Genomic DNA, 14,217 nt, shown 5'->3' on the forward strand with positions numbered 1-14,217 from the left:
TCGATTAACTGAGGACGTAGTCCACCGGTTTCAGCGCTGGCGGCAACGGTTCCGTTCCCAGCTCCGAGAGAATATCCCGCTCGATGCTGCGCACCAGCGCATCGGTCGGCAAATCGTTTTCATCCCGGCCGAACGGGTCTTCCAGCTCATCGGCAATCGCATCCAGCCCGAAGAAGGTGTAGCTGACAATCGCCGTGAACAGCGGCGTCAGCCAGCCCAGCGGTTCGGCCATGGCGAACGGCAGCAGGATGCAAAACAGATAAATCGTACGGTGCAGCAGCAAGGTGTACGGGAAGGGCAGCGGCGTGTTCTTGATCCGCTCGCACACGGCCTGTGCTTGGGTCAGGCTGGTCAGGTGATTGGCCAGCAGCATGTAGCGCCACTCGCTGAGATCACCGGCCTCATGCAGATCGGAACATTGTTGACCGACGGTTTGCAGGATGCGCCCGCTGTAATCCGGCACCTGCGCATCGTGCTGCGGGGTGATCCATTCGGCGCTGGCGGCGGCTTCGTCTTCCCGGCGCAACCGCGCATTCAGCGCATGGGCAAAACCTGCGAGGTTGAGCAGCAACAGACGGCGCTGCGCAGATTCGCGAATCACATGGGTCTCGCGGATCACCGAGCGCACATGCACGATCACTTCGCCCCAGGCCTTGCGCGCTTCGTACCAGCGGTCGTAGCAGGCGTTGTTGCGAAAATTCATGAAGATCGACAGCGACAGGCCGAGCAGGGTGAACGGTGTGGCGTTGACCTTGGTGAAGTTGCTCGGGTGGAGCATTTCCACCAGCACGATGGCCGACGCCAGCAGCGTCACCATCAGGGCGCGCAGGGCGATGCGCTTGGCAATCGAGCCCTTGAGGGTGAAGAGAATGGCGAATTGATTGACCTTGGGTCGGATAATCATGCGGCTCTCTGCCTTGCAAACGTGGCGGATCAGCCGCCGGTCATGTTCATGAAACGCACCACTTGCACGTCGTCGTTCACTTCAAAGTTGTGCCGGTAAGGCTTGAGTTTCATCGCTTCGATGATGGCTTTCTCGAGCCGTTCCGGTTGGCCCGGATGAGCCCGCAGCACCGCTTTCAGATCCACCGAATGCTCGTTCCCCAGACACAGTAGCAAACGCCCCTCGACCGTCAGCCGCACCCGGTTGCAGGTGCCGCAGAAGTTGTGGCTGTGGGGCGAAATAAACCCCAGCCGAATGTGCGGCGCTTCCGCCAGGCGCCAGTAACGCGACGGGCCCTGGGTCGATTCGGCGGAGTCGATCAGGGTGTAGCGCTCGGCGATCTTTTCGCGCACCTGAGTGCTGGAAAAGAACGACTCGGCGCGGCTGTGTTCGCTGATGATCCCCAGCGGCATTTCCTCGATGAAGGAAATATCCAGATCCCGCTCGATGGCGAACTGCACCAGATCATTGATCTCGTGATCGTTGCGGCCCTGCATCACCACGCAGTTGAGTTTAGTGCGGGTAAATCCGGCGGCGCGTGCGGCGTCGATGCCGTCGATCACCTGGCCCAGGTCGCCGGTGCGGGTCATCTGCTTGAAGCGCTCGGCATCAAGGCTGTCGAGGCTGACGTTGAGGCGTTTGACCCCGGCATCGAACAGCGGGCTGGCGAGTTTGCCGAGTTGCGAGCCGTTGGTGGTCAGGCACAGTTCGCGCAGGCCGGGCAGGGCGGCGATCTGCTTGCACAAGCCGACGACGCCGGGACGAATCAGCGGCTCGCCGCCGGTCAGGCGAATCTTGCGGGTGCCCAGTGCAACGAAACTCTGCGCCAGTTGATAGATCTCCTCCAGCGTCAGCACCCGTTGGCGCGGCAAAAACTGCATGTCTTCGGCCATGCAATACACGCAGCGGAAGTCGCAGCGGTCGGTGACCGACATGCGCAGGTAGTCGACGCGGCGGTTGTAACCATCGATCAAGACGCGCTCTGACATGACAGCCTCGCTTGGGTGAAATCCGCTATTGAAGGGATTGGGTCGGCGCAGATTATGAGCAACTTCGAACAGCGTCCAATCACTCTTGATTACCGGCCGATTGATGCTGTCGATGATGAAAAATTTATTCGTCATTTTTCCCTTCCTGGTTTTGCAAGTGCCCGGATTTAAAGGGATTAAGTTGGTGATAGATGCTTTCGATAACGCAGTCATTAATAGCGATTAGACAAGTTTTTGCAGCGGTTTCTATCCTTGGCCCCGTCAAACGAAACGACCGCTTTTTTAACTTGAAAGTCAGTCGTCGCTGTTTAAACCCGATCAGGTTTTTGCCTGTGTGCATCGTCGTGGAGAAGTCCCATGTCACAAGTCGACCGTTACAAACCCTACAAGGGCGCCGCTGCGGGTTGGGGCGCTGTGATCAGCCTCACCAAGAACTGGCTGGGCAGTGAAAATGCCCTGAAAAACATCCGCGCCATGCTCAAGACCAACCAGAACGGCGGCTTCGACTGCCCCGGTTGCGCCTGGGGTGAAGCACCCGGCGCGAGCATGTTGAAGTTCTGCGAGAACGGCGCCAAAGCGGTGAACTGGGAAGCCACGGGCCGCCTGGTCGATCCGGCGTTCTTCAACAAGTACACAGTCTCGAGCCTGGCCGAGCAAAGTGATTACTGGCTTGAGTATCAGGGCCGGATCACCCATCCGATGCGCTACGACGCGCGGGTCGACCGCTATGTCGAAACCACCTGGGACGACGCCTTTGCGCTGATCGCCAAGCACCTCAAAGGCCTGAAATCGCCCCACGAGGCCGAGTTCTACACCTCGGGTCGCGCCAGCAACGAAGCGGCGTTTCTCTATCAGTTGTTCGTCCGCGCCTACGGCACCAACAATTTCCCCGACTGCTCGAACATGTGCCACGAAGCCAGCGCCGTCAGCATGGGCGAGAGCCTGGGCGTCGGCAAAGGCACGGTGGTCTATGAAGACCTGCACCACGCCGACGCGATTTTCGTGATCGGCCAGAACCCCGGCACCAACCACCCGCGCATGCTCGAACCGCTGCGTGAAGCGGTGAAACGTGGCGCTCAAGTGGTGTGCATCAACCCGCTCAAGGAGCGTGGGCTGGAGCGATTCCAGAATCCGCAAAACCCGATCGAGATGCTCAGCAACGGCTGGGAAGCGACCAACACCGCGTACTTCCGCCCGGCACTGGGCGGCGACATGGCGATGATTCGCGGCATGGCCAAATTCCTGCTGGAGTGGGAGCGCGAAGCCCAGGCCACTGGCGGCGAACCGGTGTTCGATCACGCCTTCATTGCCGAGCACACGTCGGGTCTCGACAGCTACCTGGCCGAAGTCGATGCCACGAGCTGGGAGCACATCGTCGAGCAGTCCGGCGTGCCGCTGCATGACATCGAACTGGCCGCGCGCATGTACGCCCGCGCCAAGAGCGTGATCATGTGCTGGGCCATGGGCCTGACCCAGCACGTACACTCGGTGCCGACTCTGCAGGAAGTCATCAACCTGCAACTGTTGCGCGGCAACGTTGGCCGTCCGGGCGCCGGGCTGTCGCCGGTGCGTGGGCACAGTAACGTGCAGGGCGACCGCACCATGGGCATCAACGAACTGGCCCCGACCGAGCTGATGGACGCCCTGGAAAAACGCTTCAACTTCAAGGTGCCGCGCATGCACGGCCACAACACGGTGATGGCGATTGGCGCCATGGAACGTGGCGAAGCCAAGGTGTTTATCGGGCTCGGCGGCAACTTCGCCCAGGCCACGCCGGACACCCCGCGCACCCACGCCGCGATGCGCAAACTCGACCTCACCGTGCACATTTCGACCAAGCTCAACCGCAGCCATCTGGTGACCGGGCGTGATGCGTTGATCCTGCCGTGCCTCGGTCGTACCGACATTGATGTCCAGGCCGAAGGTCCGCAAGGCGTGACGGTGGAAGACACCTTCAGCATGGTGCATTTGTCGTTCGGCCAACTGAAGCCGAAGTCGGCGCACCTGAAATCCGAGCCGGCGATCATTGCCGGGATCGCCGCCGCCACATTGGGCAAACACCCGATCGACTGGGAATGGGCGGTGGGCGACTACGGGCGCATCCGCAACCTGATCGCCGACGTGATTCCGGGCTTCGAGAATTTCAATGAGAAGCTGCTGACCCCCGGTGGTTTCCACCTCGGCAACAACGCCTCAGACCGGGTCTGGAAAACCGAATCCGGCAAGGCCCAGTTCACCCCGTGTGTGCTGCCGGAACATCTGATCAGCGAAGGCGTGCGCAACCTGCCGGTCAAACCGCATCTGATCCTGCAAACCATGCGTTCCCACGATCAGTACAACACCACGCTGTACGGCCTCGATGACCGTTATCGCGGTGTATACGGGATGCGCGACGTGGTGTTCGCCAACGAGCAGGACATCCGCCGGCTCGGTTTTGAACCGGGGCAAAAGGTCGATCTGGTGGCGCTGTGGGGCGACGAGCGTGAGCGTCGGGTCAGCGGTTTCACCCTGATCGCCTACGACATTCCCGCCGGGCAGGCTGCCGCGTACTACCCGGAAACCAATCCGCTGGTGCCGCTGGAAAGTTACGGTGACCGCACCTACACGCCGACCTCCAAATTCGTGGCGATCCGCCTCGAAGCGGCCGAGGCGAGCAACCTGATCCCGTCGTCGGTGGCCTGACCGACCCACGCGATCCAACCCTTTTGCAATTTGACTGGCTGCAGGCGTTCGCGCCTGGCGGTGGCCCGGCCGTGTGCTGCCGCTTTTCAGCCTGGATGAGGACATCATCATGTTCAACCTGGAGGCACTGGACCTGGCGCGAATTCAATTCGCGTTCACGGTTTCGTTCCACATCATTTTCCCGGCGATCACCATTGGTCTGGCGAGTTTCCTGGCGGTACTCGAAGGCCTGTGGCTGAAAACCGGTAACGACACTTACCGCGATCTTTACCACTTCTGGTCGAAGATCTTCGCCGTCAACTTCGGCATGGGCGTGGTGTCGGGGCTGGTCATGGCGTACCAGTTCGGCACCAACTGGAGCGGATTTTCCGACTTCGCCGGCAGCGTCACCGGGCCGTTGCTGACCTATGAAGTGCTGACCGCGTTCTTCCTCGAGGCCGGGTTCCTCGGGGTGATGCTGTTCGGCTGGAACCGTGTCGGCCGTGGCTTGCACTTCTTCGCCACGGTGATGGTCGCCATCGGCACGCTGATCTCGACCTTCTGGATTCTCGCCTCCAACAGCTGGATGCAGACCCCGCAAGGCTTCGAAATTGTCGACGGTCGGGTGATGCCGGTTGACTGGCTGGCGATCGTGTTCAACCCGTCGTTCCCGTTCCGTCTGGCGCACATGGCGATTGCCGCGTTCGTCGCCACGGCGTTCTTTGTCGGCGCTTCGGCGGCCTGGCATTTGCTGCGCGGCAACGACAGCAAACCGGTGCGCAAGATGTTTTCCATGGCGCTGTGGATGGCGCTTATCGTCGCGCCGATTCAAGCGGTGGTCGGTGACGCCCATGGCTTGAACACCCTGGAACACCAACCGGCAAAAATCGCCGCCATCGAAGGCCACTGGGAAAACCCCGACAACGGGCCGACCCCGCTGGTGCTGTTCGGCATCCCGGACATGCAGGCGGAGAAGACCAAATACGCGATCGAGATTCCGTACCTCGGCAGCCTGATCCTCACCCACAGCCTCGACAAGCAGATTCCGGCGCTCAAGAGCTTCCCGAAAGAAGACCGGCCGAACTCGACCGTGATTTTCTGGAGCTTCCGCGTGATGGCCGGGCTGGGCATGTTGATGATTCTGGTCGGTGTGCTGGGCCTGGCGTTGCGGCGCAACGGCAAGGTCTACCGGCATCGCGGCTTCCAGCGGCTGGTGCTGCTGATGGGGCCGAGCGGACTGATTGCGCTGCTGGCGGGGTGGATCACCACCGAAGTCGGGCGTCAGCCGTGGGTGGTGTACGGCCTGATGCGCACCCATGACGCCGCGTCCCATCACTCGGTGGCGCAGATGAGCACCTCGCTGGCGCTGTTCGTCGTCATCTACTGCACGGTGTTCACCGTGGGCATCGGCTACATGATGAAACTGGTGAGCAAGGGCCCGCAGCCGCACCACGAACACCCGCCCGAAGGCACTCAGGTGCAGACCCCGCGCCGGCCACTTTCGGCGGTCACCGACAACCTCGAATCCGCGACCCGGATCCACTGAAAAAGGAGCGTTGAGTCATGGGTATTCAAGGTATCGATCTCTCGTTGATCTGGGGCGTGATCATTGCCTTCGGGGTGATGATGTACGTGATCATGGACGGCTTCGATCTGGGCCTCGGGATCCTGTTCCCGATGATCAGCGACGAGCAGGAACGCGACGTGATGATGAACACCGTCGCACCGGTGTGGGACGGCAACGAAACCTGGCTGGTGCTCGGCGGGGCGGCGTTGTACGGCGCGTTTCCGCTGGCTTACGGGGTGATTCTCGAGGCGCTGTATCTGCCGCTGATCTTCATGCTCGCTGGGTTGATTTTCCGCGGTGTGGCGTTCGAGTTTCGCTTCAAGGCACCGGCTGAAAAACGCCATCTGTGGGACTGGGCGTTCATTGGCGGTTCGCTGCTGGCGACGTTCTCCCAGGGCGTGGTGATCGGCGCGTATGTGGCGGGGATTCCGGTGGTGGATCGGCAGTTCGCCGGTGGCGGTCTTGACTGGCTGGCACCGTTTCCGCTGGTCTGCGGCGTCGGTCTGGTGATCGCCTACGCCTTGCTCGGCAGCACCTGGTTGCTGGTCAAGACCGAAGGCATGCTCGAATCGCGGATGCGTCACTACAGCCGTCCACTGGCGTGGCTGCTGCTGGCGATGGTGGTGGTGATCGGCGTGTGGACGCTGCAACTGCACCCGGAACTGGCCGGCCGCTGGTTCAACCATGCGCACCTGACCGTGTTCGCCGGGCTAGTGGTGTTGGCTGTGCTGGCGCTGTTCGGTCTGTTGCGCTCGCTGCGTCAGCGCCACACCCACTGGCCGTTCGTGTTCACCCTGGTGCTGATGTTTCTCGGCTACATCGGGCTGGCGCTGAGCATCTGGCCGAACATCATCCCGCCCTCGGTCAGCCTGTGGGCGGCGGCTTCACCGGCCACCAGTCAGTTGTTCGCCTTGATCGGCGCGCTGTTCATCCTGCCGGTGATCCTGATGTACACCTTCTGGAGCTACTACGTGTTCCGCGGCAAAGTGAGGATTGGCGATGGCTACCATTGAGATGCGTGAAGTGAAAAGCCGCTGGTACAAACGCCTGGGCTGGTTGCTGTTGATCTGGTCCGGCAGCGTGGTTTCGCTGGCGGTGGTGGCGAGCCTGCTGAAACTGGCGATGTACGCGGCGGGGATGAGAACTCACTGAGCATAAAAAAACCGGAGCCTGGCTCCGGTTTTTTATTGCCTGCATATTGCATCCCTGCACACCCCCTGTGGGAGCCAGCCTGCTGGCGATCGCGATCTTTCAGTCTGTGAAGATGTGATGGCCTCATCGCGAGCAGGCTCGCTCCCACAAGGGCAGCGGTGGATTCAAGTCATCATTCGCCGCCAAACATCGCGGTCCAGTAAATCCCGGCGCTGCTCTTCGGATCGACTGCGTAAGCAGCGCCCAGTTCGCGGTACTGCGGGTTCATCAGGTTGGCGCAATGACCGGGGCTGGCGAGCCAGCCGGCGACGACCTTCTGCACCGTGTCCTGCCCGGCGGCGATGTTCTCGCCGACCTGCTGGCCGCTGTAGCCGGCCAGTTCCGCGCGGTCGCCGGGAGTGCCGCCGTTGCGGTCCTTGTGGTCGAAATAATTGTTGTTGGCCATCTCGCGGCTGTGTTCCTGGGCAACGCCGCCGAGCACTGCGTTCCACGCCAGCGGCGCAGTTGCTGCGAAGGCCTGACTGCCGCACTGGCGCGGTTGGGCGCGGGCGGCATTGAGTTGTTCGAGGAGTTTCTGGCCTTCCGCCTGACCGTCGCCGAGGCGGGCGGACAGCAGCGGTCGGGCCAGAGTGATGCGCCAGTCACGGTCGGCGCGACTGACGCCGATATCGACGAACTGCGGATCCAGCACCACCTGACAGAAGCTTTCCTGAATCGCCTTCATCGCCGACGCCGCGTCCCGTGGTCCGTTCAGGGTGATCGCCTGCACGTTGACCATCGGGTAGCGAGCGCTAGACATCGCCTGCTGCAAATCCACCACGCCGGTGGCCGGCAGAATCAGGCGCGGATCGGCCGACAGCGGCGGCAATTCGCTGGACGCCTGGCTGCCACAACGCTGCGGCTGGCTGCGGTAGCTGTTGATCGATTCGATCAATTGCGACTCGTCGGTGGCCATGGCCGAAGTGGCCAGCGCCAGGCCCACGGACAACGCGGCGAGTCGCAGAACGGATGGCATGAAGCGCATGGAAATCTCCCTTGGGCTGAGTGCGCACATCATGCGCGAAAGGGCCCCGGTTGGTGCAATGTCTTTTTCTTCATGGCACGGATTTTTCTGCGGAACGATGCTGTGAAAATTGCCGTCTACACTTCGCGAAGAGCCCGGGATCCGGGCGTCTCAACCACGTAACACTTTGCCCGCAGCGGGCCCTGCCGGAAGAATGATCATGGGATTGAACGGGTTGCTTTGCTGTCTTGCGTTGACCCTGCTGAGTGGTACGGCACTGGCCACCGATCAGGCGCCGATCAAGGAAAAGGCCGAAGCGAAAGCCGAAGTACTGGAAGAGAAAGCGGCCGACAAGCCCGACGCGCCCCCGGCACCCAAATCCGAAGCCATCACCCCGACCGAAGCGCAGGCGGTTGACCCCGCCGGTGCTGCGCCGCTGGACGATCCGATCACCTGTCTGGCGCGCAGCATCTATTGGGAAGCCAAGGGCAAGGACACCGCCGACATGGAAGGCGTGGCCAGTGTGGTGATGAATCGCTTGGGGCATGACGGCTTTCCAGGCACGGTCTGCGCGGTGGTCAAGCAGGGCTCGGAAAGCAGGAGCTGCCAGTTTTCGTGGTGGTGTGACGGGCGTCCGGATCAGGTCAAGGAAGATGCCGAATACGCGCTGGCCAAGGAAATCGCAGGCAAGGCGCTGAACCGCCAGCTTACCGACCGCACCCACGGCGCGCTGTATTTCCACGATCGCAACGTTCATCCGAGCTGGGCGAAGGAGTACAGGAAAACCGCCGAGACCAGGAAATTCCTGTTCTATAAGCCCGCTGGCGGGGATGCGCGTTAGGCGCAGACTTCGCGCACACAATGGCGCCGTCGCACTGCATTTTCCTTGTGGGAGCAGGTTCGCTCCCACAGGGAGAACTTGGCGAAATCAGTCGCGGGGTTGTCGGGCCGGAAAGAACAGTTCAAAGCAGGTGATCCCGTCGGCGCTGCTGACGCTGTAGCGGCCCTGATGCAACTGCATGATGGTCGCGACAATCGACAGGCCCAAGCCGTTGGACTGGGCCGAGCGCTCGCGGGACGGATCGACGCGGTAGAAACGCTCGAACAGTCGCGACAGATGTTCCGCCGGAATCGTCGCGCCCTGGTTGCGTACCCGCAGGTAGCTGCCGTCCGCTTCAGCGATGGCTTCGACCTGCAACGTCGAATCCGCCGCGCCGTACTTGATCGCGTTGGCGCACAGGTTGGCCAGGGCCCGCCGCAGCAGCATCGGCTCGGCCCAGATCACGCCGCTGCCACTGGCCTCGATGGTGACGCCGACGTCCGCCGCCAGCCCTTCGAAGTAATCGGCAATGCGCTGCATCTCATCGCCGGCGTCCAGCTCCTGCCGCTGACTCAGTGCGCTGGCCGGGTCGGTGCGGGCAAGAAACAGCATGTTGTCGAGCATCCGCGCCAGCCGCTCGAGTTCTTCGACGTTGGAGGCGAGCAACTGCTGATAGGCGTCCACGCTGCGGCTCTGTTGCAACGCGACCTGGGTTTCGCCAAGCAGGTTGTTGATCGGCGTGCGCAGTTCGTGGGCCATGTCGGTGGAGACCTGGCTCAGTTGCGCAACCCCTCGGTCGAGCCGGTCAAGCATCGCATTGAAAGCTTCGATCATCGGTTGCAATTCCCGGGGCGTGCCGTGGCGGTGGAGGCGTTCGCCGAGGTTGGCGATGCCGATCCCGTGGGCATGCCGGGCAATCCGCCGCAATGGCAGCAAACCGCGATACACCAGCAGGCAGCCGACCAGCGCCAGCACAATCGCGGCCAATGAAGCGAGGCCGTACACGCTGAGCCGGTAATTGGCGAGCATTGCCGTGCGCTCGGTCATCAGGCGTCCGGTGAGCACCTGCAGGTTGCCCAGATCGCCCGAGTCGATGGTCGCCGCCACCGCCGAAAACGGCACACCGTCGACGCTCGGCAAGTGCTGTACATCGCTCAGGGCCATCGGGTGATCGATCGGTACGGCGGGCAAGTTCGGGGTGGCGAGGTTGCCGGGGTTGACCACCAGCAACGGCGGCTGGCCGGGTGCGCCGATGGTCAGCAAGGCTTCGCGGTTGCCGAGCATGTTCTGAAACAGCGCCGGCTTGTTCTTGATCAGTTCCAGGGTGTTGCTGTCGTTGAGGAAGGTGCGCAACTGATCGACGCGACTGACCAACTGGATGTCGTCGCGGCGAATCAGAGCTGCTTCCAGTTGGTTGTACAGCGCCGCGCCCAGGCCTGCCAGCGCGGCGAAGGCGAGCACGGCGAAGACCAGCGCCAGACGCAAGGTCAGAGAGTAAGTGCCGGCGATTTTCATGGCTGGGTATCGAAGCGGTAGCCGATGCCGCGCACGCTGTGGATCAGCTTGAGCGGGAACGGATCGTCGATTTTCGCCCGCAGGCGGCGTACGGCGACATCGACCACGTTGGTGTCGCTGTCGAAATTCATGTCCCACACCCGCGAGGCGATCAGCGAGCGCGACAGCACCTGGCCGGTGTGGGTGGCGAACAGTTGCAGCAGGGCGAATTCCTTGTTGGTCAGGGTGATCCGGTTGCCGGCGCGGCTGACCCGGCGCTTGAGCACGTCGATCTGCAGATCGGCCACCTGCAATTGCTCTTCTTCATGGATCGGCCCGCGCCGGGTCAGGGTGCGCAGGCGCGCCACCAGTTCGGCGAAGGAAAACGGCTTGATCAGGTAATCGTCAGCGCCCAATTCCAGGCCTTTGACCCGGTCGGCGATGTCATCGCGGGCGGTGAGGAACAGCACCGGCGTGTCGGTTTCCTTGCGCAGCCGGCGCAGGACTTCCCAGCCATCCATTTTCGGCATCATCACGTCCAGCACGATCACGTCGAAGTCGAACTCCAGCGCCAGGTGCAGGCCGTCGGCGCCGTCCCGGGCCAGGCTCACGCTGTAGCCCAGTTCCTGCAAGCCGTTGAGCAAATAATTGCCGGCCTTGGGTTCGTCTTCGACAACAAGGATATTCATGGCTACTGCGCCTCAATGGTCGTTGGTGCAGCCGCTGCCTTGCACTTGATAGTCCAGCACATGTTCACGGCCCTGGTGGTCGAGGTAGTCGAGCTGCGCGGGGATCACGCCGCAGGCCTGGGAAATATCGGTGCTGGAGAGGACTTTGTCGACATCCAGATGCACGAAGAAGCCGGTTTTGTCATGAATGACGGCAGCGTCCGGCGCAGGTGCGGCGAACACGGAACCGGTGGCGAGGAGGGCGGTGAAAGCGAGGATCAGGGTTTTCATGATGGGTCACTCGAGTCGTTGAAGTTGATCGGCGTTCTGGCCGGGACAACTTCAAGCTACCGGGCGATCCGCTCGGCAAACCGACAACTCGATGACAAATCTGTAATAAACCGAACCTGTGGGAGCCAGCGCACTCCCACAGAGTATTCAGCTGGCGTGGGTGCTGAGAATGCTCGCGATCTGTTGCGGCTGGCAGTTGAGGTACGGCGAGGATTTCAGCCACTGCTGATCCGGATACCAGGAGAACATGAATTGGCCGTTCTTCAGGCTGTCGATCACCCGTTTGGCAACCTGCGGTCGCACCGCCGGGCAACCCTGGCTGCGGCCCAGGCGGCCGGTACGTTTGCTCCAGAACGGGTTCACGTAGTCGGCGGCATGGATCACGATGGCGCGGTCACGGGCCATGTCGTTGATGCCTGGTTCCAGGCCGTCCATGCGCAGCGAGTAACCGTGGGTGCCCTGGTAACTTTCCTGGGTGCGGAACAGGCCGAGGCTGGATTGAAAACTGCCTTCACGGTTGGAAAACCGGGTGGCGAAGTTTTCCCCGGAGTTTGAACCATGGGCGACCAGATCACGCAGCACCAGTTTTTTCCGGGTCAGGTCGAAGATCCACAACCGGCGCTCGGTGGACGGCTGCGAATAATCGATGATCGCCAGGTGACGGGACTGCTTCGCACCGTTGTTGATCGCACATTGCATGGCGTTCAAGGCACCTTTCAGCGCCTGGGGATTGAGTTCCGGCGCGGCGTGCGCGAGGCTGGTGTACAGAACCGGCGAAGAGGTGCCGGCGGCAAAGGCTGGACTGGTCAGCACGCCAATGGCGGTGGCAGTCAGCAGAAGTCGGCGCAAAAACGTCAACATTTAAAGTGAGTCTCCACTTGCTACTTGTTTGGCACTTAGGCTCCTGACGTCCAGTCGTTCCCGGCAAGCCCGCGAATCGGGCCTGACTGTGCACCGCACCTGAGGTAAGGTTGACCGTCAATCAAGACGGCCATGGATTGGAGTAAAGCAGTTGTTCAAAAAGTACGCATGCTACTTGAGCATTTGTTTGCTCGCTGCGCCGTTTGTCGCTTGCGCCGAAGAGCCGTTGCCGGGACTTCCGACGCTGCCGCCCGTGCCGACGGAAATGCCCATCGAGCCGCAGAGCCCGCTGCAGGCTGCGCTGATCAGCCTGCCTCAGGCGTGCCCGACGATCGGCACCAGCCTCAACGGCCCGGCGCTGGATCAGTTGCGCGCATTCTACCAGCAGCAGGACTGGCTGCCGGTGTGGGCCGATGGTGGGCAATTGCCGGCCTTGCATGCGCAATTGCAGCTGTTGGCCGACGATGGCCTGAATCCGAAACGCTATCCGGTCGCACTCACCGCGCCGCAGGACGGCGAGCTGTGCGCCGACATCGAGATCAGCCGTTACTACCTGCAAGCCCTGCAGGATCTGCATTACGGCCGCCTGCTGCAATCGCACTTCGAACCGCTGTGGCATTCCGACGAAACGCCACGCGACCGTCAGGCCGAATTGCTGGCGATCGCCGTGCCGGGCGTGCACAACGTTCCCGCCGCCTTCGATCTGGCCCGGCCGCAGTTGGCGCAGTACCAGAACCTGCGTCATCTGTATGCCGCGCAGCGCCTGCAAGCCCTGCCTCAGTGGACGTCGGTGGGCAACGGCCCGTTGCTGCGTCCGGACATGGAAGACAAACGCGTGCCGGAACTGGCCCGGCGGCTGTACAGCGAAGGCTACCTGAGCAGTGTGGTCGGCACGCCGGACAACGCTTATCAAGGCGTATTGGTGGAGGCGGTGAAGCGTTTTCAGGCCAACCATTCGTTGCAGGCCGACGGGGTGGTCGGGCCGGGAACGATTGCCGAACTCAACATCAGTCCGTTGACTCGCCGCGAACAGTTGCGGGTCAACCTTGAACGTTTCCGCTGGATGGCCCAGGACATGGAGCCGGACGGTCTGCTGGTCAACGTCGCCGCTGCCGAGCTGACGCTTTATCAAGGTGGCCTGCCGGTGTGGCAGACCCGCACCCAGGTCGGGCGCGCCGAACGCCAGACCCCGCTGCTCAAATCCCGGGTCACGCGCCTGACGCTGAACCCGACCTGGACCGTGCCGCCGACCATCTGGAAGGAAGACAAACTGCCGGAAATCCGCAAGGATCAGACCTTCCTCAGCCGCCAGAACCTGCAAGTGCTTGACGCCAACGGCCAGCCGCTGGCCGCCGCCGACATCGACTGGGACAACCCCGGCAACATCCTGCTGCGTCAGGACGCCGGGCCGCGCAACCCGCTGGGGCAAATGGTCATTCGGTTCCCCAACCCGTTTTCGGTGTACCTGCATGACACCCCGAGCAAGGCGCTGTTCGACAAGGGGCCACGGGCGTTCAGTTCCGGCTGCGTGCGGGTCGAGCATCCGATGAAGCTGCGCGATTTGCTGCTCAGCCCGGCGGAGAAGGCGCGCACCGACACCTTGCTCGCCACCGGCACCACCCATGAATTCCGCCTGAGCAATCCGGTGCCTATCCTCATGACTTACTGGACGGCCCAGGTCGATGGCCAGGGTCGCGTGCTTTACGCGCCGGACATCTACAGCCGTGACAGCGCGTTGCTGGCGGGGCTGGACCGGGCGCATTGATTC

General features: G+C 62.1%; 13 protein-coding genes. 6 read left to right on the forward strand and 7 right to left on the reverse strand.

Annotated elements, in window-relative coordinates:
• Nucleotides 1-4: 4 nt before the first annotated feature.
• Nucleotides 5-904 carry a bestrophin family protein gene (locus ACM6JM_RS28090; protein ID WP_414882830.1) on the reverse strand — a complete coding sequence of 300 codons (900 nt, stop codon included), beginning with the start codon at nt 902-904 and terminating at the stop codon, nt 5-7.
• 29 nt (nt 905-933) lie between these two features.
• Nucleotides 934-1,932 carry a GTP 3',8-cyclase MoaA gene (gene moaA / locus ACM6JM_RS28095; RefSeq protein WP_039767130.1) on the reverse strand — a complete coding sequence of 333 codons (999 nt, stop codon included), beginning with the start codon at nt 1,930-1,932 and terminating at the stop codon, nt 934-936.
• 357 nt (nt 1,933-2,289) lie between these two features.
• Between moaA and ACM6JM_RS28100 the strand changes: the two genes are divergently transcribed.
• The 4 genes from ACM6JM_RS28100 to ACM6JM_RS28115 all read left to right on the forward strand — a co-directional run bounded on the left by ACM6JM_RS28100 (nt 2,290) and on the right by ACM6JM_RS28115 (nt 7,312).
• Nucleotides 2,290-4,614: an FdhF/YdeP family oxidoreductase gene (locus tag ACM6JM_RS28100; protein ID WP_414882831.1), complete on the forward strand. Its 2,325-nt coding sequence runs from the start codon at nt 2,290-2,292 to the stop codon at nt 4,612-4,614.
• A 109-nt stretch (nt 4,615-4,723) separates the two neighbouring features.
• The gene (locus tag ACM6JM_RS28105; RefSeq protein WP_414882832.1) at nt 4,724-6,139 is read left to right on the forward strand and encodes a cytochrome ubiquinol oxidase subunit I; all 1,416 of its coding nucleotides are present in this window, start codon (nt 4,724-4,726) and stop codon (nt 6,137-6,139) included.
• Between the two features lie 17 nt (nt 6,140-6,156).
• Nucleotides 6,157-7,173, forward strand: a complete 1,017-nt coding sequence (gene cydB, locus ACM6JM_RS28110) for a cytochrome d ubiquinol oxidase subunit II (protein ID WP_134333902.1) — start codon at nt 6,157-6,159, stop codon at nt 7,171-7,173.
• Complete coding sequence (locus tag ACM6JM_RS28115; protein WP_074688757.1) at nt 7,160-7,312, forward strand: DUF2474 domain-containing protein; 153 nt, start codon at nt 7,160-7,162, stop codon at nt 7,310-7,312. Before cydB ends, ACM6JM_RS28115 begins: the two co-directional genes overlap by 14 nt.
• 172 nt (nt 7,313-7,484) lie before the next feature.
• Here the strand turns inward: ACM6JM_RS28115 and ACM6JM_RS28120 are convergent, their stop codons facing one another.
• A complete protein-coding gene (locus ACM6JM_RS28120; RefSeq protein WP_039767125.1) occupies nt 7,485-8,336 on the reverse strand; it encodes a CAP domain-containing protein in 852 nt (283 codons plus the stop codon).
• A 199-nt stretch (nt 8,337-8,535) separates the two neighbouring features.
• Between ACM6JM_RS28120 and ACM6JM_RS28125 the strand changes: the two genes are divergently transcribed.
• Nucleotides 8,536-9,156, forward strand: coding sequence for a cell wall hydrolase (locus ACM6JM_RS28125; protein ID WP_103385972.1), 621 nt, complete (start codon nt 8,536-8,538; stop codon nt 9,154-9,156).
• Nucleotides 9,157-9,243: 87 nt separating this feature from the next.
• Here ACM6JM_RS28125 and ACM6JM_RS28130 read toward each other — a convergent pair whose 3' ends face one another.
• The 4 genes from ACM6JM_RS28130 to ACM6JM_RS28145 all read right to left on the reverse strand — a co-directional run bounded on the left by ACM6JM_RS28130 (nt 9,244) and on the right by ACM6JM_RS28145 (nt 12,449).
• Nucleotides 9,244-10,650: a heavy metal sensor histidine kinase gene (locus ACM6JM_RS28130; protein ID WP_414882833.1), complete on the reverse strand. Its 1,407-nt coding sequence runs from the start codon at nt 10,648-10,650 to the stop codon at nt 9,244-9,246.
• Nucleotides 10,647-11,318: a heavy metal response regulator transcription factor gene (locus ACM6JM_RS28135; protein WP_039767117.1), complete on the reverse strand. Its 672-nt coding sequence runs from the start codon at nt 11,316-11,318 to the stop codon at nt 10,647-10,649. The genes ACM6JM_RS28130 and ACM6JM_RS28135 overlap by 4 nt, the downstream gene beginning before the upstream one ends.
• 12 nt (nt 11,319-11,330) lie before the next feature.
• Complete coding sequence (locus ACM6JM_RS28140; protein ID WP_064597487.1) at nt 11,331-11,588, reverse strand: DUF2790 domain-containing protein; 258 nt, start codon at nt 11,586-11,588, stop codon at nt 11,331-11,333.
• A gap of 147 nt (nt 11,589-11,735) precedes the next feature.
• Nucleotides 11,736-12,449: a murein L,D-transpeptidase catalytic domain family protein gene (locus ACM6JM_RS28145; protein ID WP_227232878.1), complete on the reverse strand. Its 714-nt coding sequence runs from the start codon at nt 12,447-12,449 to the stop codon at nt 11,736-11,738.
• A gap of 151 nt (nt 12,450-12,600) precedes the next feature.
• Here ACM6JM_RS28145 and ACM6JM_RS28150 point away from each other — a divergent pair, with 151 nt between their 5' ends.
• Nucleotides 12,601-14,214, forward strand: a complete 1,614-nt coding sequence (locus tag ACM6JM_RS28150) for a L,D-transpeptidase family protein (protein ID WP_039767111.1) — start codon at nt 12,601-12,603, stop codon at nt 14,212-14,214.
• Nucleotides 14,215-14,217: the final 3 nt, after the last annotated feature.

Source organism: Pseudomonas sp. IT-P2, from assembly GCF_949767575.1.
Lineage (GTDB): Bacteria > Pseudomonadota > Gammaproteobacteria > Pseudomonadales > Pseudomonadaceae > Aquipseudomonas > Aquipseudomonas pharyngis.

Excerpts from the sequence above, each read along its gene's own strand:
- ACM6JM_RS28135 (WP_039767117.1), bottom strand. The coding sequence starts at position 11,318 with ATGAATATCCTTGTTGTCGAAGACGAACCCAAGGCCGGCAATTATTTG.
- ACM6JM_RS28120 (WP_039767125.1), bottom strand. The coding sequence starts at position 8,336 with ATGCGCTTCATGCCATCCGTTCTGCGACTCGCCGCGTTGTCCGTGGGC.
- ACM6JM_RS28145 (WP_227232878.1), bottom strand. The coding sequence starts at position 12,449 with ATGTTGACGTTTTTGCGCCGACTTCTGCTGACTGCCACCGCCATTGGC.
- ACM6JM_RS28115 (WP_074688757.1), top strand. The coding sequence starts at position 7,160 with ATGGCTACCATTGAGATGCGTGAAGTGAAAAGCCGCTGGTACAAACGC.
- ACM6JM_RS28140 (WP_064597487.1), bottom strand. The coding sequence starts at position 11,588 with ATGAAAACCCTGATCCTCGCTTTCACCGCCCTCCTCGCCACCGGTTCC.
- ACM6JM_RS28105 (WP_414882832.1), top strand. The coding sequence starts at position 4,724 with ATGTTCAACCTGGAGGCACTGGACCTGGCGCGAATTCAATTCGCGTTC.
- cydB (WP_134333902.1), top strand. The coding sequence starts at position 6,157 with ATGGGTATTCAAGGTATCGATCTCTCGTTGATCTGGGGCGTGATCATT.
- ACM6JM_RS28130 (WP_414882833.1), bottom strand. The coding sequence starts at position 10,650 with ATGAAAATCGCCGGCACTTACTCTCTGACCTTGCGTCTGGCGCTGGTC.
- ACM6JM_RS28100 (WP_414882831.1), top strand. The coding sequence starts at position 2,290 with ATGTCACAAGTCGACCGTTACAAACCCTACAAGGGCGCCGCTGCGGGT.
- ACM6JM_RS28125 (WP_103385972.1), top strand. The coding sequence starts at position 8,536 with ATGGGATTGAACGGGTTGCTTTGCTGTCTTGCGTTGACCCTGCTGAGT.
- moaA (WP_039767130.1), bottom strand. The coding sequence starts at position 1,932 with ATGTCAGAGCGCGTCTTGATCGATGGTTACAACCGCCGCGTCGACTAC.
- ACM6JM_RS28090 (WP_414882830.1), bottom strand. The coding sequence starts at position 904 with ATGATTATCCGACCCAAGGTCAATCAATTCGCCATTCTCTTCACCCTC.